We start from the raw sequence: 20169 nt of genomic DNA, 5'->3' as shown, positions 1-20169 counted from the left end.
CCCCGCATTGACCTGAATCAAATGCGGCTCAGAGGTTGCCGTCACCGCCAAACCGCGCCGCATCCGCCGCCGCGCGCCGGATCGCGTTGGATTTATGGACCGTTTCCATATATTCCGCCTCCGGGTCACTGTCATGCACGACACCGCCCCCGGCCTGAATATAAAGCGTGTCGTCCTTCACCACCGCCGTGCGCAGGGCGATGCAGACATCCATGTCGCCCCCGGCGCTGAAATAGCCGACGCCGCCGCCATAGACGCCGCGCTTCTCGGGCTCCAGCTCGTCGATGATCTCCATCGCGCGCACCTTGGGCGCGCCCGACACGGTACCGGCAGGCAGCCCCGCCAGAAGCGCCGACAGCGCATCCTGATCCTCGGCCAACTCGCCCACCACGTTCGACACGATATGCATAACGTGACTGTAGCGTTCGATGATGAATTCCTCGGTCGGGCGCACGGTGCCGATCCGGCTCACGCGGCCCGCGTCGTTGCGGCCCAGATCAAGCAGCATGAGATGCTCGGCCAGTTCCTTTTGATCGCCCAGCAGGTCGGCCTCTAGCGCGCGGTCCTCCTCGGGCGTGGCACCGCGCGGCCGGGTGCCCGCAATCGGGCGGATGGTGACCTGATTGCCGAACACCCGCACCAGGATCTCGGGCGAGGCACCGACAACCTGAAACCCGCCAAAGTTAAAATAGAACATGAACGGCGACGGATTGGTGCGGCGCAACGAGCGGTAAAGCGCGAATGGAGGCTGCCGGAACGGTTGCGACCAACGCTGCGACGGGACGACCTGAAAGATATCGCCCGCGCGGATATAATCCTTGGCTTTCTCGACCGCAGCCTTATAGCCATCGCGGGTGAAATTCGACACCGGTGCTGCGTCCTCATGCGCTTCGCCGAGGTTGCGGCTCGCCTGCGGCAGCGCGCGTTCGAGATCGCGCACCGCGTCCATCACCCGCTCGGCGGCCTGCGCATAAGCGGCGCGCGCCGATTGGCCGCTGCTGACCCAGGCGGGGGCGACCACGATCACCTCACCCTTGACCCCGTCGAGCACCGCCACCACCGAGGGGCGCAGCATGACGGCATCGGGCAGGTTCAGCGTGTCGGTCGGCACATCGGGCAGATGCTCGACCAGCCGGATCATGTCATAGCCAAGGTAGCCAAAGAGCCCCGCGCTTGCGGCAGGCAGATCCTCGGGCAGGTCGATGCGGCTCTCGGCAATCAGCGCGCGCAGATTGCTGAGCGGGTCGCCGTCCTGATCCTCATAGGCATCACTGTCAAAGCGCGCGGCGCGGTTGATACGGCTCGACGTCCCGTGACACTGCCAGATCAGGTCAGGCTTCATGCCGATGATCGAATAGCGCCCGCGCACCTCGCCCCCGGTGACCGACTCGAGCATGAAGGCATCGCGCGCGGCCCCCGTCAGCTTGAGCATCAGCGACACCGGCGTATCCAGATCGGCGGCAAGGCGGGTATGCACGACCTGATTCTGTCCCGCCTCATAGGCGCGGGCAAACTCGTCGAACGAAGGGGTCAGGTCCACGCGGTGCCGTCCTTAGTTGAAATTGGCATGCACGGCATTCAGCGCCGCTTGATCAAGCTCGACCCCGGCCCGGGCGCGGATGTCGTCGGCAAGGAGCTGAAAGATATCCTGCCCGAAATCACCGGCCACCTGATCGCGCAGCGCGCGGCGCAAACGGGCCATGTCCTCGTCATCCTCGGCGGGGGGCGCGATCGCGTCCAGCCGCAGCAGGAATATGCGACCCACACCCTCGATCACCTGTACCTCGCCTTCCTCCATGGCAAACACCTGCTCGATGAATTCAGGCGGCGCATCGGCGCGGTAATCCCGACGGGTCATGTCGGTGATCTCGTTGGCCTCAAGGCCAAGATCGTCAAAGCTGGCCCCGTCGCGCAAGTCCGCCAATTGCGGCGCGACCTGTTCGGCAAGCGCCTTGACCGTGGCCTCTTCCCGCCAGCCCTGCCGCACAGCCTCGCGCACATCGTCAAGCGGTTGAATGCGCGGCTCCTCGATTCCGTCGAGACGCAGGGCAAAGATGCCGTCATCCTCGGTGCGCTCGACCGCCGGGTAATCGCCCTCCTGCACCGCCTCGGCGGCGTTGCGGAAGGCGGCATAGCCCGCGATCCCCTCGGCAAGGTCGGGATGCCAGTCGATCTCACCAAGCTCTAGTTCGGTTTCGCGCGACACATCTTCAAGCGTGGCACCACCGGCCAGCAGATCATTGACCCGCTCGCTCATCGTGTCGATCACGCGACCGGCGCGGTCACGGGCGAGTGTCTCGCGCAGTTGCGCCTTGGCCTCGTCAAACGACGTGACCTGCGCCGCAAGCACACCGTTGATCCGAAACAGGGCAGGGCCCAGGCTGGTCTCGATCGGGCCTACGACCTCACCGGAATCAGCGGCAAAAACCGCCTCCGCCGCCACGCCCAGATCATCGGGGCTGACATCGCCCATGTCGACATCGGCCATCTCCAACCCGCGCTCGGCGACCAGCATCTCGAAGAGCACACCATCGTCGAGACGCGTCATCGCGCGCTCGGCGCGCTCCGGGTCGGAATAGACCAGACGCTCCACCAGACGGCGTTCCGGCTGATTGAACTCGGCCGAGCGCTCTTCATAGGCGCGGCGCAGCGCATCTTCGGGCACCTCGACCGTATCGACGATCATTTCGGGCGTGACCCAGGCATAGGTGATAGATTTGGTCTCGGGCGTGGTGAAATCGGGCAGGTGGCTCTGGTGATAGCTGCGCAGGTCTTCCTCGGACGGCACCGGCAGGCCGGTTGCCAGATCGCTGCGGTCGAGCGTGGCAAAGGCGAGGCTGCGACGCTCGCCGAGATAGGTCATCATCGCGTCCATATAGGCGGGCGGCACCTGCGTACCGGCCACGGCGGCGGCCTGTAGCAGGGTCGCGGCGGTCTCGGCGCGGATGTTCTCCTCGAACTCCGCCTCGTTCAGCCCGGCCTGTTGCAAGGCAAAGGAATAGGCCTCGCGGTCGAAACTGCCATCGAGGCCGCTGAACGCCGACATCGCGAGGATCTCGTCGCGCAGGGTGGCGTCGCCGACCGAGATGCCCAGCCGCGCGGTTTCATGTTCCAGCGCTGCGCGCGATACAAGCTGCCCCAGAACCTGCTGATCGACACCGGCGGCGCGCGCCTGCGCAAAGCTGACGCTCTCGTCGCGCTGCGCCTCCAGCGCCCTGATCTCGTTCTGCAGCGCGCGGGCATAGGTGTTGACGTCGATCTCCGCATCACCGACCGAACCGACGCTGCGCACATTGCCCGACAGGTTGGTGACGCCAAACCCCCCCAGCCCGATGATGAGAAGCCCCATCAGCACCCACATCGCACCCTTGGATATGCCCTTGCCCGCCATCTCGGCCCCCTGTCAGCCCGTGTTGAAAACGCGTGTCGTTGCAGTTGTCTACGCGTTGCGCCGGGACGGGGCAAGACCCCGGTCCAGGCCCCGCCGTCACACGCCCCGGTAAGGCTCCACATATTGCAGCGCCATGTCCCAGGGAAAGAAGATCCACGTATCCTGACTCACCTCGGTGATGAAGGTCTCGACCTGCGCACGCCCCATCGGCTTGGCATAGACCGTGGCGACATGCGCGTGCGGCAGGTGCCGCCGCACCACCTCCAGTGTGCGGCCGGTGTCTACAAGGTCATCCACGATCAACACCCCCGCGCCGTCGCCCATGATCTCCATGTCCGGCGACTTGATCACCACCGGCTCGCTCTGGGTCTGGTGGTTGTAGGATTTCACGCTGATCGTATCGACCGTGCGGATATCGAGTTCGCGCGCGACGATCATCGCGGGTGCCATGCCGCCCCGTGTGATCGCCACCACCGCGCGCCAGCCCCCCTCGGGTGCCTCGCCCTGCAAGCGCCACGCCAGGGCCCGCGCATCGCGGTGCAACTGGTCCCAGCTGACGTGAAAGCCTTTTTCATGCGGAAGACGGTCGGTCATGGCGATTACCTGTCAGTCAAGAGTTTGAGGCCGAGCGCGCCCAGCATCAGCGCTGCCGCCCGGTCGATCCATGGTTTCGCGCCCAGATAGGCGCGGCGGGCAGGGGCCCCGCTCAGCAATGTGGCAAAGCCCGCGTAAAACAGCCACTCCACCATCATGTGGTTGACCGTGATCAGCGCGATTTCCGTGGCCGTCAGCCCCTTTGGAAAGATGACCACCAGCACCGACGCGGCGAAAAGCACCGATTTGGGATTGCCGAGGTTGATCAGCGCCCCGTCGAGAAACGCCCGCCCGCGCGGCTTTTGCGGGGCATCAGACACAGGCGCGCGCGCCGCGCGCCATGTGCCCCACGCGATAAAAATCAGATAGAGCGCACCGCCGACCTTGAGCGTGGTATAGGCCCATGGGAAGAGCGTGAACAGCGCCTCAAGTCCCAGCAATGCCGCCAGCGTCCAGAGTGCCGCGACCAGACCAAGGCCCAGACCCGCCGCAATGCCCGCGCCGCGCCCATCCGCCAATGCCGTGCGCAGCGCAAAGAGAAGCGCCGGGCCGGGGCTCAGAATCGCGGCGGCCAGCACCGCGTTAAAGGCAGCAAGGTCCAGCGTAGTCATCGGCCCGCGCGCTCAGGTCGCGTCGATGTCGGGGGCGTCGACGGCTTTCATGCCCACGACGTGATAGCCCGCATCGACATGCAGCGTCTCGCCGGTGACGCCCGACCCCAGATCGCTGAGCAGGTAGAGCGCCGAGCGGCCCACATCGTCGATGGTCACGTTACGACGCAGCGGCGAGTTCAGCTCGTTCCACTTCAGGATATAACGGAAATCGCCGATGCCGCTGGCTGCCAGTGTCCGGATCGGGCCGGCGCTGATCGCGTTGACGCGGATACCGTCCTTGCCCAGATCCTCGGCCATGTATTTCACCGACGCCTCAAGCGCCGCCTTGGCCACGCCCATCACGTTGTAATGCGGCATCACCTGTTCGGCCCCGTAATAGGTGAGCGTCAGGGCTGAACTGTCTGGGCCCATCATCTTTTCAGCGCGCTGCATCACGGCTGTGAAAGAATAGACCGAGATGTCCATCGTCATCAGGAAATTGTCGCGGCTGGTATCCACATAGCGGCCGCGCAATTCGCTCTTGTCGGAAAAGCCGATGGCATGGACCACGAAATCGAGTCCGTCCCAATGCTCACCAAGGTCGGTGAAGAGCTGATCGATCGAATTCATGTCGGCCACGTCACAGGGCAGCACGATGTCTGATCCCAGCTGCGCCGCCAGTGGCGTGACCCGTTTCTTGAGCGCATCGCCCTGATAGCTGAACGCCAGTTCAGCACCGGCCTCAGCACAGGCGCGCGCAATGCCCCATGCAATCGACTTGTCATTGGCGAGGCCCATGATCAGCCCGCGTTTTCCCGCCATCAGAGTGTTCGACATTCCCAGCCCCCGCCACAACGATTTTTTTGACCTTTAGGCGATCGGTGGGATTGCATCAAGGGCTGGTCGCCATCACGTCATGGCTGTCAAAATTCGTGAAATGAGCTAAACTGCTCAGTTCATGCTATTTGACTGACAGGACGGCTCCCACATGGAACGAGACGGAATATTCGCAGGCGACGACCCGTTCGTGATCGCGCGACAATGGCTGAGCGAGGCAGAAGCCAGCGAAATCAATGATCCCAATGCGGTTGCGCTGGCCACGGCGGATGCCGATGGCCTGCCCAACGTGCGGATGGTCCTGCTCAAGGAAATCGACGACAGCAGCTTTGTTTTCTACACGAACTACGGGTCGGCCAAGGGGCAGGAACTCGACGTGAACCCGCAGGCGGCGATGGTTCTGCACTGGAAAACGCTGCGGCGACAGATCCGGCTGCGCGGGCGTGTCACCCGCGAGGAAGGGCCAAAGGCGGACGAGTATTACGCATCGCGTTCGCTCAAAAGTCGTCTTGGCGCATGGGCGTCCGAGCAATCCAGACCACTGGATTCACGCGCAACGCTGATGGCTGAAGTTGCGAAAGTGACCGCTCGAAAGGGCCCCAATCCGCCGCGCCCCCCCTTTTGGGGAGGTTTCAGAATCGCCCCCGTTGAGATTGAGTTTTGGGCAGACGGGGCATTTCGCCTGCATGACCGCTTCGTCTGGCGTCGGGAAAAGGCTGGGGAAAGCTGGAATGTGCAGCGCCTGAACCCGTGAATTTCACGTTACGTGAAATGTAATACGTTGTTAATAAATAATATTTTTGGCTTGCATGCGGGGGTGAATATAGCGCAAGTCTAGGCACGGTCTTGGGGATGAAGGCTGTTAGGTAGGACACTGTGACAAGAAACGAAGACGATATTCGCCGAGTAAAAGGACGTGTTAAATGGTTTGATCCCGTAAAGGGATTCGGGTTCGTGGTTGCCGATGAGGGTGGTCCTGATATTCTGCTCCATGCCAATGTGCTTCGCAACTTTGGCCAAAGCTCTGTTGCTGATCGCGCAGGGGTTGAGTTGGATGTGCAGGAGACGGAGCGCGGCCATCAGGCCGTCGAAGTGCATGCGATCGAGGCACCGGACGATCTTGAACTGACCGGTCTGAGCGACCTGCAAGAGTTCGACATGGACGAGATACGCTCGGCCCCGCTACAGCCTGCGCGCGTCAAATGGTTCGACAAGGGCAAGGGATTCGGCTTTGCCAATACCTTTGGCTCCGACGAGGACGTGTTCGTTCACATTGAGGTGTTGCGCCGTTCGGGGCTGGCGGATGTCCAGCCCGGAGAAGCGCTGGCCATTCGCGTCATTGATGGTAAAAGAGGGCGTATGGCAACTGAGGTGTGTGGATGGGAAGCGGCAGCCAAGTCTTCGGACTTATAAAAATTGCGGTGCTCGCCCTGTGGGCGGGCACGGCTGTGGCGGAACCCTGCCGCGAAGATGCGGTCCTCTTGCGCAGTGATGCCGGAATGGTCAGATTTCGCGCCGAATTGGCCGATGATGCGGCCGAGCGCGCGCAGGGCCTGATGAACCGTGAAACCCTCTCGCCAAGCGCGGGCATGCTGTTCGTCTACCCGCAGCCCAAGCGCGTTGCGTTCTGGATGAAGAACACCCTGATCCCGCTCGACATGATCTTTCTCGACGCCAGCGGCACCGTGCAAAAGGTGCATCACAAAGCCACGCCGCATGACGAGACGCCGATCTTCGGCGGCAACGACATTCAGAGCGTGCTCGAGATCAACGGTGGACTCGCGCGTAAGATCGGTATTGCCGAGGGCTGGCAACTGCGCCATCCGTCGATCAATCAGGACGTCGCCGCCTGGCCTTGCGCCGAAAACAACTAAGACCGCGCAATCCCGCGTTTTGCGCTTTTCAAGCCCGCGCTTCGGCGCTAGACACGGCCCCGTGGTCCGGGGCGTGGCGCAGTCTGGTAGCGCACCTGTTTTGGGTACAGGGGGTCGTGAGTTCGAATCTCGCCGCCCCGACCACCATTGGAGGAGTAGAACGTGCTGGATTCTGAACTCCTCCTTTCCTTCGCTGACAGGTTTTTCGGTTACGGAGACCTTACCGCACCCATCTGGTTTATCGGCATGGAGGAAGGTGGCGGGGGTGAAGAAAATATCCGAAAGCGCCTCGAGACTTGGGACTTGCGCGGTCGGAGACAGCTTGAAGATCTTGCAGGCTATCACGAGGCAATGGTCTTTGAGAATCTGACCAGTAAGAAACGTGTAAGCATCCAACCAACTTGGGAAAAACTCATTTACTTTCAGATGGCTGCGGAGGGTGACGCACCAACGCGAGAAGGAGTGCGAGCCTTTCAGAAGTCCATTTTGGGGCGCGAGAACTCTTCTACATGCGTTGTTGAACTCATGCCCCTTCCAAAGAAAAGCGCGGCTTCGTGGCCCTATGGTGGCTGGACCGATGTTCCCGAGCTTTGGTCCAGGAGCCTTTACTTCGCACACTTCGCCGTTAAGCGCGCCACGGCTCTTCGCCAATTGATTGCGGACCATCGTCCAAGAGTGGTCGTGTTTTATGGTAAGAGCCCCGAGTTTTCATGCCATTGGCCATGGATCGCCGGTGTGAAACTGTCCAATTGGAACAGCCGTGGTGATGGATGGTGTGATACTGCGCGTGAAGGCGTGCAATACATGTTCGCGCCTCATCCTGTTGCGCATGGCTCTCGAAATGAAGTTTGGAGAAATATGGGCACAGGGATGTCAGATCTTATAGAGGTGAACCGCCCTGCCTGTTTCAGTTCATGAGGCCCAAGTTTTGGGTACAGGGGGTCGTGAGTTCGAATCTCGCCGCCCCGACCACTTTTCTGCACAAGATGTAGACAGGCCGGGCCGATCGGCAACATGTTGCGGTTGCAGCATGGTTCTGCCCCCCACACCGGCCCTGTGCGGTCTCGCGACTTCAACCGATCTGCCAGCTTTGCGCGCTAAATCGCGATGATCGCAAGGCTTCTTTGCCGCGTGCAGTTTTCGCCGCGCCAGCAAGACTGCCTGTGGATGAATCACCGATCCGTGAACGGCAAGGCCACACCGCCGGATAGTCAAATTCTTTTTGTGTCAAAATCGCTAAATTTTCCGTTGACCAGATAGGGCAACATACGTCAGTTTGTGTGAGCGGGCATCAAGACCACAAGATATAGTGATCAGCCCGGGCAGGGACAGACGACCCAAACTTCGACATAGCCGGATCACCACCGGGTACAGCTTGCGCTGCTGAACACTCACGCGGCGCGCAGGATAGCTTTGCTTTCGGTCGGGCGACGGTCACTCACACCGGGCCAGAACGGTCCATTAACTAATTTGCTATGGGGCAGCCACATGAAGATCGAACGTAAATTCACCACCGCCGGACAGGACGCATACGCCGCGCTGGAGTTCGTGACCACGAGTTCCGAGATTCGCAATCCCGATGGCACGACGGTCTTCAAACTCGATGAAATCGAGGTCCCCGCAGGCTGGAGCCAGGTCGCCAGCGACGTGATCGCGCAAAAATATTTCCGCAAGGCTGGCGTGCCCAACAAGCTGGAAAAGATCGCCGAGGACGGCGTGCCGGAGTTCCTGTGGCGTGGTCGCCCGGCAGATGACAATGACGGCTTCGGCGGTGAGATTTCCGCCAAGCAGGTCTTCGACCGGTTGGCCGGGGCATGGTGCTATTGGGGCTGGAAGGGTGGCTACTTCACCAACGACTCCGACGCCCGCGCCTATTTCGACGAGATGCGCTACATGCTGGCCCGCCAGATGGCCGCACCGAATTCGCCCCAGTGGTTCAACACCGGCCTGCATTGGGCCTATGGCATCGACGGCCCCGGTCAGGGCCACTACTACGTCGATTTCGAGACCGGCGAACTGACCAAATCCGCCTCCGCCTACGAGCATCCGCAGCCCCATGCCTGCTTCATCCAATCGGTCAAGGACGATCTGGTCGGCGATGGCGGCATCATGGATCTCTGGGTGCGTGAGGCGCGGCTCTTCAAATACGGCTCCGGCACCGGCACCAACTTCAGCAGCCTGCGCGCCGCCAATGAGCCGCTCTCGGGCGGTGGCAAATCCTCGGGCCTCATGGGCTTTCTCAAGATCGGCGACCGCGCGGCGGGTGCCATCAAGTCGGGCGGCACCACGCGGCGCGCGGCCAAGATGGTGATCTGTGACGCCGATCACCCCGATATCCAGGAGTTCATCAACTGGAAGGTCAAGGAAGAGCAGAAGGTCGCCAGCATCGTCGCCGGCTCCAAGATGCACGAGCTGAAGCTCAACGAGATATTCGCCGCGATCCGCGCCTGGGACGGCAGCAATGAGGATGCGGTCGACCCCAAGAAGAACGCGCAACTGAAATCCGCCATTCGCGGCGCGAAACAGGTGCAGATTCCCGAGACCTACGTCAAGCGCGTGCTGGATTACGCCAAGCAGGGCTATGACAGCATCGAATTCCCGACCTACGACACCGATTGGGACAGCGAGGCCTACGCCTCCGTCTCCGGCCAGAACTCCAACAACTCGATCCGCGTCACCGACGCCTTCCTCAAGGCGGTCGAGAATGATGAGGATTGGGCCCTGATCAACCGCACCGATGGCAGCGTTTCCAAGACCATCAAGGCCCGCGATCTGTGGGAGGATGTGGGCCACGCCGCATGGGCCTGCGCCGATCCGGGCATCCAGTATCACGACACGGTCAACGCCTGGCACACCTGCCCCGAGGACGGTGAGATTCGCGGCTCCAACCCATGCTCGGAATACATGTTCCTCGACGACACGGCCTGCAACCTCGCCTCGATGAACCTGCTCAAGTTCTACGTCGACGGACAGTTCGATGCCGATGCCTATATGCACGCCACCAGGCTCTGGACGGTGACGCTGGAAATTTCGGTGACGATGGCGCAGTTTCCCTCCAAGGAAATCGCGCAGCGCAGCTATGATTTCCGCACGCTCGGTCTGGGCTATGCCAATATCGGCGGGCTCTTGATGAACATGGGGCACGGCTATGACAGCGACGAGGGCCGCGCGCTCTGCGGGGCTCTGACCGCGATCATGACCGGCGTCTCCTACGCGACCTCCGCCGAAATGGCGGGCGAATTGGGTGCCTTCGCGGGCTACAAGAAAAACGCCAAGCACATGCTGCGCGTGATCCGCAACCACCGCAACGCCGCCTATGGCGCGACCGAGGGCTATGAGGCGCTCGCCGTCAAACCGGTGCCGCTCGACCACAAGAGCTGCCCCGATGCCCGCCTCGTCGATCTGGCGATGGCCTCCTGGGACGAAGCGCTGAAACTCGGCGAAAAGCACGGCTATCGCAACGCCCAGTCCACCGTGATCGCGCCCACCGGCACGATCGGGCTGGTGATGGATTGCGACACCACCGGAATCGAGCCCGATTTCGCGCTGGTGAAATTCAAGAAACTGGCCGGTGGCGGCTATTTCAAGATCATCAACCAGTCGGTGCCTGCCGCATTGGAGAAGCTGGGCTATGGCCCCGCGCAGATTGAGGAAATCATCGGCCACGCCGTGGGCCACGGCACCATTGGCAACGCGCCCGGCATCAACCACACCTCGCTCATCGGTCACGGCTTTGGCGAGAACGAACTGGCCAAGGTCGATGCCGCACTCGGCTCCGCTTTCGACATCCGTTTCGTCTTCAACCAGTGGACACTCGGCGCGGAGTTCTGCACGCAGGTGCTGGGCATCCCGACCGAAAAACTGAACGATCCGACCTTCGACCTGCTCGCGCATCTGGGCTATTCCAAGCGCGATATTGACGCGGCGAACGATCACGTCTGCGGGACCATGACGCTGGAAGGCGCGCCGCACTTGAAAGAAGAGCACTATCACATCTTCGATTGCGCCAATCCCTGCGGCAAGACCGGCAAGCGCTATCTCGGGGTGGAGAGCCACATCACCATGATGGCGGCGGCGCAGTCGTTCATCTCGGGGGCGATCTCCAAGACGATCAACATGCCCAACGACGCCACCATCGAGGATTGCCAGAAGGCGTATGAGCTCTCGTGGTCCCTCGGCGTCAAGGCCAACGCGCTCTACCGCGACGGCTCCAAGCTCAGCCAGCCGCTGGCATCGGCGCTGGTCGAGGATGATGACGAGGCCGCCGAAATCCTCGAATCGGGCTCGGCACAGGAAAAGGCCGCCGTTCTGGCCGAAAAGATCGTCGAGAAGGTGGTGATCAAGGAGGTCGTCCGTTCCAACCGCGAGAAAATGCCCGAGCGCCGCAAGGGTTACACGCAAAAGGCCATCGTCGGCGGGCATAAGGTCTATCTGCGCACCGGCGAATACGAGGACGGCCAGCTTGGCGAGATCTTCATCGACATGCACAAGGAAGGTGCCGGATTCCGCGCGATGATGAATAACTTCGCCATCGCCGTTTCCGTTGGCCTGCAATACGGCGTGCCGCTCGAGGAATTCGTCGATGCCTTCACCTTCACCAAGTTCGAGCCCTCGGGCATGGTGCAGGGCAACGACAGCATCAAGAACGCCACCTCGATCCTCGACTATATCTTCCGCGAACTGGCGGTCAGCTATCTCGACCGGACCGATCTGGCCCATGTCAAACCCTCGGGCGCCTCGTTCGACGATCTGGGCCGCGGCGAAGAGGAAGGTGTGAGCAATATCAAGGAGATGTCGGGCGAAGCTGCCTCGCGCTCGCTGGAGGTGCTCAAGCAGATCAGCTCCACCGGCTACCTGCGCAAGCGTCTGCCACAGGAACTTGTCGTGTTCCAGGGTGGGCAGGGCACCGGCACCACAGGCTTTCGCGGCAGCGACGCCGATGTGGCGCTGCAAACCCTCGTCCCCGAGACGGTGCAGGCCAACGTGACATCGGTGTCGGCCACATCGACCACAATGTCGATGGACGCCCGCACCAAGGCCCGGATGCAGGGCTACGAGGGCGAGGCCTGCGGCGAATGCGGCAACTACACGCTGGTGCGCAACGGCACCTGCATGAAGTGCAACACCTGCGGCGGGACGAGCGGGTGTAGCTGAGGAGAGAGCAAGATGGGACGTAGGCCAAGCCTTACAACCTACAGGGGCGCAGAGATATACGCGGAGATCCTATCGCTGCGCCGCGAACTCTATGGCGACGGCGACTTTTTCAAGATGCCCGAGCCGTGGGAGACCCTGTGTGAAGTTGGAGAGGGTTGGTCGATAAACACCTACCGGTCAGATGAAGTGGAGGACTTTAGGCGTAAGGCCGGGGTTATACAGTTTGATAATCGCGTCACCCTCACGGTTGATGAAAAGCTTATGGCAAACGCGAAGCGGGGTTGTAAGCTATCAAACTTTATACTTGCTCACGAGTTTGGCCATGTTGCTTTGAACCATCACGCAAGGAGTGCGGTAACGAAAAACTTCCAACTGTATGCCGGGCCCGGCGGTATGTCTAATTTGCCGCCAACGATGGAAGAGCTCGAAGCTAACTACGCGGCCGTTTTCTTTCAGTGTGGCGCTGCGCTGCAGAACCCTCAATTGAATCCCGTTGAACTGGCGCACAGAGCGTTTTCAGATGTTGAGTACGTCAGAAAGGCTCAAGGCATCGTTCGACTTGATGTTTTCCAGAGGGAACTGTGTCGCTCAAAGCCTCGATACGAAAGGGTAATTTTGTGAGACATAGCCTTCTTAAGAAGGCAACTACACGCTGGTGCGCAACGGCACCTGCATGAAGCGCAACACCTGCGGCGCAACGAGCCGGTGTAGCTGACAAGGTTCAGGGGCGGGTGCGCTCGCCCCGGACGCGGATCGGAGACAGGCAACAACCATAATCGGGCGGTAAATCAACATCCCGATCCGCGAACCTGAGGGGGCCTTGTGCCCCCTCTTTTTCTTTTGCGGCGATAATCCCGCGCGGCGTGGTCCGTTCAGAACGCGAAGGTCTCAGGTCCAACGTCTGACGGGGCCGCCATGGCGTCGATCACGCGGGATCAATGAACCGGACCGTTCCGATATAAGGCAGGTTGCGGTTGCGTTGCGCGTAGTCGATGCCGTAGCCGACGACAAATTCATCGGGGATTTCAAAGCCGATCCAGTCGGCGCTGATCTCGGCCTCGCGGCGCGACGGCTTGTCCAGCAGCGCGATAGTGCGCAGGCGTGCGGGGCGGCGGCTGTTCAGCAGGTGGAGCACATGCGCAAGGGTGTGGCCGGTATCGACGATATCCTCGACCACCAGCACGTCACGCCCTTCAATATCGCCGCGCAAGTCTTTGAGAATACGTACTTCCCGGCTGCTCTCCATGGTGTTTCCGTAAGAAGAGGTTTCGACGAAATCGACCTCGACGGGCAGGTCCAGCTCGCGCACCAGATCAGCGATAAAGATGAAAGAACCGCGCAACAGCCCCACGACCACCAGCTTGCTGGTGCCCGCAAATTCGGCCTCAATCTCATGCGAGAGGGTCTCGATACGGGCGGCGATGCTCTTGGCGGAAATCAATTTGTCGATGGCATAGGCGCGTTGCGGCATGTAACCCCCTTGAACTTTCCGCCCCAGTCTATGAAAAAGCGCGCCACTGTCACGTGCAAACCGGGGCTGACATGCCGTCACATTCAGAAACGCGCAGGCTGCGCTACACGGCGGACCAGATGTATGCGCTGGTCGCGGATGTGGCGCGCTACCCCGAGTTCCTGCCCTGGACGGCGGCCGCACGCGTGCGCAAGGTCACCCCGCGCGAGGATGGCTCGGAACTGATGGAGGCGGATCTCGTGATCAGCTTCAAGGTGTTCCGAGAACGCTTCGGCAGCCGGGTAGAGCTTTATCCGCAGGAGCGGCGCATCGCGACCGAATATCTCGACGGGCCGTTCAAATACATGCGCTCCAACTGGAGGTTCCGCGATGTCGAGGGCGGGTGCGAGGTGAATTTCGATGTCGATTTTGCGTTCAAGAACCGTTTGCTGCAATCGGCGGCGGAACTGTTTTTTTACGAGGCGATGAAACGGGTCGTGCGGGCCTTCGAGGAACGGGCCGATGCGCTCTATGGCGGCACTTGAGCTTTGTCAGCCAGCCTTCTGATCCAAGGCGTTTTTCAGCAATTCGAGCGCATGGTCGCGGGACAGGCGGCGCACCGCCTCGCGGCCCTTTGCGCCGAAGTCGCACGTTTCCGCGAGGGTGACCTGCCCGGCCCGCGCGAGGCCGAAACAGACCCGGCCTTCGGGCTTGTGCTCTGACCCGCCGGGCCCGGCGATTCCAGTGATCGAAACCGCCAGATCGGCGGGGCTGTGGCGCAGGGCCCCTTCGGCCATTTCCCGGGCAACCTCCTCGGAGACGGCGCCAAAGGCGGAAAGCGTCTCGGGCGACACGCCAAGCATGTCGAGCTTCGCCTGATTTGAATAGGTTACAAAGCTGCGTTCAACCACCGCACTGGAGCCAGGAACATCGGTGAGCGCGACCGCAACCATGCCCCCGGTGCAGCTTTCGGCGGTGGCGATCATCACGCCCTGCGCGCGAGCGCGGTCGAGGATATCGGCGACGCTCACAGGCCCAACACTCCGTGTGAGATCGCTGCACCGGCCATGACGCAGAGTGCAGCGGCCAGCCCGGCGAGGATGTCATCCAGCATCACGCCAAGCGCATCGCCGCGCCGATCTGCCCAGCCAATCGGGCCGGGCTTCCAGATATCGAACAGGCGAAACGCAAGGAATGCCGTGACCCAGCCGGGCCAGAGCGCGGTCAGCGCCACCCCGGCATGCGCTGCCCCGATGGAGACCGGCAGGAAGGCGAGCCATTGACCGGCCACCTCATCAATCACAATTTCGGACGGATCTTGGTCTTCCTCTCCCTTTGTTTCCAATGCCGTGGCCCATGTTCCTAATGTGAAGGCCGCAATCACACCAAGGCCGAGCAAGAGTGGGCCGCCCGCGACATGCAGCCCCCACGCGCAGGGCAAGGCCGCGAGCGAGCCCCATGTGCCGGGGGCTGGGCGTAGGTGGCCAACATGGAAAAACGTTGCAATCAAATGGGTTACGCGCATGTCTTCACCAATGTCACGGCGGCCTGCGCCGCTATGCCTTCCTCGCGCCCGGTAAAGCCGAGCCGCTCGGACGTGGTGGCCTTGACCGAGATCCGGTCGGGCGCGACGCCGGTGATCGCGCTCAGCGCCGTTTGCATGGCTTGCGCATGGGGGCCGACCTTGGGGCGCTCACAGACAAGAGTGACGTCGATATTATTGATCGTAAATCCTTTTGCCGAAGCCAGACCAACCGCATGACGCAGAAAGATATGGCTCTCGGCACCTTTCCATTGCGGATCGGAGGGTGGGAAATGTCGCCCGATATCGCCCTCGGCCAAGGCGCCATAGATGGCGTCGGTGAGCGCATGCATGCCGACATCAGCATCCGAATGGCCCTGAAGGCCCCGGTCATGCGGCACCGCGACGCCGCAGAGCATGCAGTGATCGCCGGGGCCGAAGCGGTGCACATCATACCCGGTGCCAATGCGTATATCCATTTGATGTTCCAGTATTTTAGAGGCGCGGGCAAAGTCCTCTGGGTGGGTGATCTTCAGGTTGTCCTCATGCCCCTCGACGATCGCCACCGCGATGCCCGCAGCGCGCGCGACGGCGACATCGTCTGCGGCATCGCCTGTATGGGCGCGGTGCGCGGCGAGGATGGTGGCGAAATCGAACCCCTGTGGCGTCTGTGCCCGGTAGAGCCCAGCGCGATCACGGGTGCCGGTAACCTGGCCGCCCGCGCCAGTCCAAAGCGCATCGGTGACGGGCAGGGCCGGGGCGGCGGCAACGGCCCCCGCCTGCAAAATATCGAGCATGGCGGTGATCTTTTCGGGCGAGATGCAGCAGCGCGCAACATCATGGATCAGGACGTGATCGGGCGGGTCGCCTGCCATGGATTCCAACCCGTTGCGCACCGAGATCGCGCGTGTGGCACCACCTTCGGTCATGCGGATTCGAGGATGCGGAGCGAGCCGGTCGATATCGTCGGGATGCAGGACAACGGTGATCGAGGCGATACCCGGCACCGCGAGAAACGCATCGAGCGTCCAGTCGATCACGCGGCGACCGGCGAGGGGCTGCCATTGCTTTGGCAGATCCCCGCCTGCGCGGGTGCCGCGGCCTGCGGCGACGATGAGAGCGGCGTTCATCATGTGGTCCTGATTACGGCGCGTCCGGGGCGAGCGCAATGGCTGAGCATCTGCACAATAATTAGGCGAATGCTATGGGGCGCGCTGTGAAATATACCTTGTGGCGTTGTTTCTCGCCTGCGTCAGGGCTACAAGGGCGGTGTTGCACAAGGATTAGGCACGCACATGCTGTCACTTGCCGATAGGCTGCTCTGCCCGCCCGTGGCGCTCGCCCCGATGGCGGGAATCACCGACCTGCCATTTCGATCCCTGGTCTCGCGCTTTGGCGCGGGGCTGGTGGTGAGCGAAATGGTTGCGAGCCAGGAAATGGTACAGGCCAAGCCCGGCGTGCGCGAGAAGGCAGAACTTGGGCTGGGGGTGGAGAACACGGTCGTGCAGCTTGCGGGCTGTGACACCCATTGGATCGCCGAGGCCGCGCGCATGGTCGCGGATCGCGGCGCGCGGGTGATCGACATCAACATGGGCTGCCCCGCCAAGAAGGTGACGAGCGCGAGCGGGGCAGGGGCTTCGGGCTCGGCGCTGATGCGCACCCCCGATCACGCGTTGCGGTTGATCGAGGCGGTGGTCGGCGCGGTCGACGTGCCGGTGACGCTCAAGACCCGGCTGGGCTGGGACGACGATTGCCTGAACGCGCCCGAGATTGCACGCCGGGCCGAGGCGGCGGGCGTGCAGATGATCACCATCCACGGGCGCACGCGCTGTCAGTTCTACAAGGGGCGTGCCGATTGGGCGGCCATTCGAGCGGTCAAGGCGGCGGTGCGCGTGCCGGTGCTGGCCAATGGCGATATCGTCGACGTGCCGAGCGCGCGCCGTGCGCTGGAGCAATCTAGTGCCGATGGCGTGATGATCGGACGGGGTGCACAAGGTCGCCCCTGGCTGTTGGCGCAGGTCGCGGCGGACTTATACGGCAGGCCCGCCCCCGAGGTGCCGCAGGGGGCAGCGTTGGCCGATCTGGTGGCTGGGCATTACGAGGCGATGCTGGGCTTTTACGGGCGCGATCTGGGTGGTCGCGTCGCGCGCAAGCATCTGGGCTGGTACATGGATCATGCAGGCACCGGGGCCGATCTGCGCCGCCGGGTGCTGACGGCGGGGCCGGGCGAAGTGCTGCACCTCCTGCCCGAGGCGATGCAGGGCAGCGTCTGTGAGAGGCAGGCGGCATGAGCGCGGAGGAGGGGATCTGGACGTCGCTGCCCGTTCCCGCGTTGGTCGTCGACGCCGAGGATCGTATCACGCGGATCAATCCTGCCGCCGAGGGCTTCATGATGAGTTCCGAGCGCGCGCTGACCGGTCAGCCGCTCTGGGACAGGCTGGCGGTGAACGCGCCGCTGGAAGAGGCGTTCGAGCGGGCGCGCGATAATGACGCGCCGCTCTTCGTCAATGACGTGGACGTCGGCACCGGAGAGCGCGCGCCGATGCAGTGCAACCTTCAGGTGGCGCCGCTGGCGGGCAGCCCCGGTCATATGATCATGCTGATCAGCCCGCGCGAGCTGGCAGGCCGCATGGTGCAGAACAGCAACGTGAAATCGGCGGCGAAATCGGCGATCGGCATGGCCGAGATGCTGGCGCATGAGATTAAAAACCCGCTGGCGGGCATCACGGGCGCGGCGCAACTTCTGTCGATGACGCTGGGGCAGGACGATCTCGAACTGACCGATCTGATCGTCAGTGAGAGCCGCCGCATCGTGGGCCTCTTGGAGCGGGTCGAGCAGTTCGGCAATATCAGCGCCCCGGATCTGAAACCGGTCAACCTGCATGACGTGCTGGACCGCGCGCGGCGCTCGGCGATGCTGGGCTTTGCCGCGCATATGACGATGATCGAGGATTACGACCCCTCGCTGCCGCTGGCCCTTGGCGATGCGGATCAGTTGTTGCAGGTGGTGCTGAACCTTCTCAAGAACGCCGCAGAGGCGGCGCAGGGGCGGCCCGGCACGATCCGCCTGCACAGCTATTACGAGCAGTCGCTGCGGGTGCGGCGCGGTGAGGGCAAGGGCAAGGCGCTGCCGCTTCAGATCGAGATCATCGACGATGGCCCCGGCCTGCCTCCAGAAATCGCCGAGGAAGTGTTCGACCCGTTCGTATCGGGCCGCGAGAACGGCACCGGGCTGGGCCTCGCGCTCGCGGCCAAGATCATCTCGGATCACGACGGCTGGATTTCCGTCAGTTCCGTGCCCGGGCGCACGGTGTTCCGCATTTCATTGCAACGCGCACAGACGACGACAGGCCAGGGAGGCTAGAACATGGACGGCACGGTATTGGTCGCCGATGATGACCGCACGATCAGGACGGTTCTGACACAGGCGCTGACACGGGCGGGCTGCCGGGTGCATGCCACCTCGAGCCTGACCACGCTGATGCGATGGGTGGGCGAGGGCAAGGGCGATGTGGTGATCTCGGACGTTGTCATGCCCGATGGCAATGGCCTCGAGATGCTGCCCAAGATCGCACAGGATCGGCCCGGCCTGCCGGTGATCGTGATCTCGGCGCAGAACACGATCATGACGGCGATCAAGGCCGCCGAGGCCGAGGCCTACGACTACCTGCCCAAGCCCTTCGATCTGCCCGATCTGATGAAGCGCACCGCACGGGCGCTGGAGGCCCGCGCCCGGCGCAGCGTGACCGCCCCCGAAGAGGACCGGCCCGAGGAATTGCCGCTGATCGGGCGCACCCCCGCGATGCAGACGCTCTACCGCGTGGTGGCGCGGGTCATGCACAGCGATTTGCCGGTGATGATCTGCGGCGAATCGGGCACCGGCAAGTCGCTCATTGCCAAGGCGCTGCACGACTTCTCTGATCGCCGCACGCTGCCTTTCGTGACGGTAACGGCGAGCGATCTGAGCGAGCTTGACGGCCCGTCGCGGGTCATGGCGCGGGTCAAGGGCGGCACGCTGGTTCTCGATGAGGCGAGCGACCTGCCGCTCGAGGCGCAGGGCCGCGTGGTGCGAATGATGGATGCGCCGGGCGATCACGTGCCGCGCTTCATGGCCACCAGCCGCGTGCCACCGGCACAGGCGCTTGAGGATGGCACGCTGCGCGAGGATCTCTATTACCGGCTCAGCGGGGCCGTGATCGACGTGCCGTCCCTGCGCGAGCGGATCGAGGACATCCCGCTGCTGGCCGCGCATTTTCTGGCCCGGGACGAACGCGAGGGACAGCCCGCACGGCACCTGTCGGACGGCGCGGTGGACCTGATGCGCGCCTATAGCTGGCCCGGCAACGTGCGGCAGTTGGAAAACGCGGTGCGCCGCATCGGCCTCACGGCATTGGCGCAGGAGATCACGCGTTCGGAGGTCGAGGCGGTGCTGGGCAATCAGCCGCGCGCCGAGCCGGTGATGGGGCAGGTGCGCGGCGAGAGCCTGTCGGCCTCGGTGGCGGGGCATCTGCAACGCTATTTCGACCTGCACGGTGCGGATCTGCCGCCGCCCGGGCTTTATGGTCGCATCCTTCGTGAAGTGGAGACACCGCTGATCGAGATCGCACTCGATGCCACCGGCGGCAACCAGATGAAATGCGCCGATCTGCTTGGCATCAACCGCAATACGCTGCGCAAGAAGATCACCGATCTGGATATTCACGTGACACGCCGCCGCAAGTTGATGTAAAACTGCAACAGGACTGTGACCTGAG

The 20169-nt window shown here is 62.6% G+C and carries 19 protein-coding genes and 1 tRNA gene; 11 read left to right on the top strand and 9 right to left on the bottom strand.

Annotated elements, in window-relative coordinates:
• Positions 1-28: 28 nt before the first annotated feature.
• The 5 genes from trpE to fabI all read right to left on the bottom strand — a co-directional run bounded on the left by trpE (position 29) and on the right by fabI (position 5415).
• Positions 29-1540: an anthranilate synthase component I gene (gene trpE, locus RID11_RS07460; protein WP_350137131.1), complete on the bottom strand. Its 1512-nt coding sequence runs from the start codon at positions 1538-1540 to the stop codon at positions 29-31.
• A gap of 12 nt (positions 1541-1552) precedes the next feature.
• Positions 1553-3391, bottom strand: coding sequence for a peptidyl-prolyl cis-trans isomerase (locus RID11_RS07455; protein WP_350137129.1), 1839 nt, complete (start codon positions 3389-3391; stop codon positions 1553-1555).
• Between the two features lie 96 nt (positions 3392-3487).
• Positions 3488-3985, bottom strand: a complete 498-nt coding sequence (gene gpt / locus RID11_RS07450) for a xanthine phosphoribosyltransferase (RefSeq protein ID WP_350137127.1) — start codon at positions 3983-3985, stop codon at positions 3488-3490.
• 5 nt (positions 3986-3990) lie between these two features.
• Positions 3991-4596, bottom strand: coding sequence for a LysE family translocator (locus RID11_RS07445; RefSeq protein WP_350137125.1), 606 nt, complete (start codon positions 4594-4596; stop codon positions 3991-3993).
• 12 nt (positions 4597-4608) lie between these two features.
• A complete protein-coding gene (gene fabI / locus RID11_RS07440; RefSeq protein ID WP_350137122.1) occupies positions 4609-5415 on the bottom strand; it encodes an enoyl-ACP reductase FabI in 807 nt (268 codons plus the stop codon).
• Positions 5416-5566: 151 nt separating this feature from the next.
• Here fabI and pdxH point away from each other — a divergent pair, with 151 nt between their 5' ends.
• The 7 genes from pdxH (at position 5567) to RID11_RS07405 (ending at position 13064) form a co-directional block, all read left to right on the top strand.
• Entirely contained in the window at positions 5567-6169 is a 603-nt protein-coding gene (pdxH, locus tag RID11_RS07435) for a pyridoxamine 5'-phosphate oxidase (RefSeq protein WP_350137120.1), read from the top strand.
• A 122-nt stretch (positions 6170-6291) separates the two neighbouring features.
• The gene (locus RID11_RS07430) at positions 6292-6828 is read left to right on the top strand and encodes a cold-shock protein (RefSeq protein ID WP_350137118.1); all 537 of its coding nucleotides are present in this window, start codon (positions 6292-6294) and stop codon (positions 6826-6828) included.
• Complete coding sequence (locus RID11_RS07425) at positions 6795-7289, top strand: DUF192 domain-containing protein (protein ID WP_350137116.1); 495 nt, start codon at positions 6795-6797, stop codon at positions 7287-7289. Before RID11_RS07430 ends, RID11_RS07425 begins: the two co-directional genes overlap by 34 nt.
• A 67-nt stretch (positions 7290-7356) precedes the next feature.
• Positions 7357-7433, top strand: a tRNA-Pro gene (locus RID11_RS07420).
• Positions 7434-7451: 18 nt separating this feature from the next.
• Positions 7452-8207, top strand: a complete 756-nt coding sequence (locus tag RID11_RS07415) for a hypothetical protein (RefSeq protein ID WP_350137114.1) — start codon at positions 7452-7454, stop codon at positions 8205-8207.
• 570 nt (positions 8208-8777) lie between these two features.
• Positions 8778-12443, top strand: coding sequence for a vitamin B12-dependent ribonucleotide reductase (locus RID11_RS07410; protein WP_350137112.1), 3666 nt, complete (start codon positions 8778-8780; stop codon positions 12441-12443).
• 12 nt (positions 12444-12455) lie between these two features.
• Entirely contained in the window at positions 12456-13064 is a 609-nt protein-coding gene (locus tag RID11_RS07405) for a hypothetical protein (protein ID WP_350137110.1), read from the top strand.
• Between the two features lie 304 nt (positions 13065-13368).
• Here RID11_RS07405 and hpt read toward each other — a convergent pair whose 3' ends face one another.
• Positions 13369-13914, bottom strand: a complete 546-nt coding sequence (hpt, locus tag RID11_RS07400; protein WP_350137108.1) for a hypoxanthine phosphoribosyltransferase — start codon at positions 13912-13914, stop codon at positions 13369-13371.
• A gap of 71 nt (positions 13915-13985) precedes the next feature.
• Between hpt and RID11_RS07395 the strand changes: the two genes are divergently transcribed.
• Positions 13986-14438: a type II toxin-antitoxin system RatA family toxin gene (locus RID11_RS07395; RefSeq protein ID WP_350137106.1), complete on the top strand. Its 453-nt coding sequence runs from the start codon at positions 13986-13988 to the stop codon at positions 14436-14438.
• Positions 14439-14444: 6 nt separating this feature from the next.
• Here the strand turns inward: RID11_RS07395 and RID11_RS07390 are convergent, their stop codons facing one another.
• Genes RID11_RS07390 through RID11_RS07380 form a run of 3 tightly spaced genes read right to left on the bottom strand, consistent with a single transcriptional unit; the run spans position 14445 to position 16548 of the window.
• Positions 14445-14924, bottom strand: a complete 480-nt coding sequence (locus RID11_RS07390) for a CinA family protein (RefSeq protein ID WP_350137103.1) — start codon at positions 14922-14924, stop codon at positions 14445-14447.
• The gene (locus tag RID11_RS07385; protein WP_350137101.1) at positions 14921-15418 is read right to left on the bottom strand and encodes a phosphatidylglycerophosphatase A family protein; all 498 of its coding nucleotides are present in this window, start codon (positions 15416-15418) and stop codon (positions 14921-14923) included. The genes RID11_RS07390 and RID11_RS07385 overlap by 4 nt, the downstream gene beginning before the upstream one ends.
• Entirely contained in the window at positions 15409-16548 is a 1140-nt protein-coding gene (locus tag RID11_RS07380; RefSeq protein ID WP_350137098.1) for a bifunctional 2-C-methyl-D-erythritol 4-phosphate cytidylyltransferase/2-C-methyl-D-erythritol 2,4-cyclodiphosphate synthase, read from the bottom strand. Before RID11_RS07380 ends, RID11_RS07385 begins: the two co-directional genes overlap by 10 nt.
• 162 nt (positions 16549-16710) lie before the next feature.
• On the opposite strand from RID11_RS07380, the gene dusB reads away from it, so the two are divergent.
• The 3 genes from dusB to RID11_RS07365 are packed head-to-tail and all read left to right on the top strand — an operon-like array spanning position 16711 to position 20144.
• On the top strand, positions 16711-17706 hold the full coding sequence (gene dusB / locus RID11_RS07375; protein WP_350137095.1) for a tRNA dihydrouridine synthase DusB: 996 nt from the start codon (positions 16711-16713) through the stop codon (positions 17704-17706).
• The gene (locus RID11_RS07370; protein WP_350137093.1) at positions 17703-18779 is read left to right on the top strand and encodes a two-component system sensor histidine kinase NtrB; all 1077 of its coding nucleotides are present in this window, start codon (positions 17703-17705) and stop codon (positions 18777-18779) included. Before dusB ends, RID11_RS07370 begins: the two co-directional genes overlap by 4 nt.
• A 3-nt stretch (positions 18780-18782) precedes the next feature.
• Complete coding sequence (locus RID11_RS07365) at positions 18783-20144, top strand: response regulator (RefSeq protein WP_350137091.1); 1362 nt, start codon at positions 18783-18785, stop codon at positions 20142-20144.
• Positions 20145-20169 lie beyond the last annotated feature (25 nt).

The organism is Roseovarius sp., assembly GCF_040219995.1.
Taxonomy (GTDB): Bacteria; Pseudomonadota; Alphaproteobacteria; order Rhodobacterales; family Rhodobacteraceae; genus Roseovarius.
Note: the sequence above shows the minus strand (reverse complement) of the source record. Positions and strands in the feature narration are given on the sequence as shown.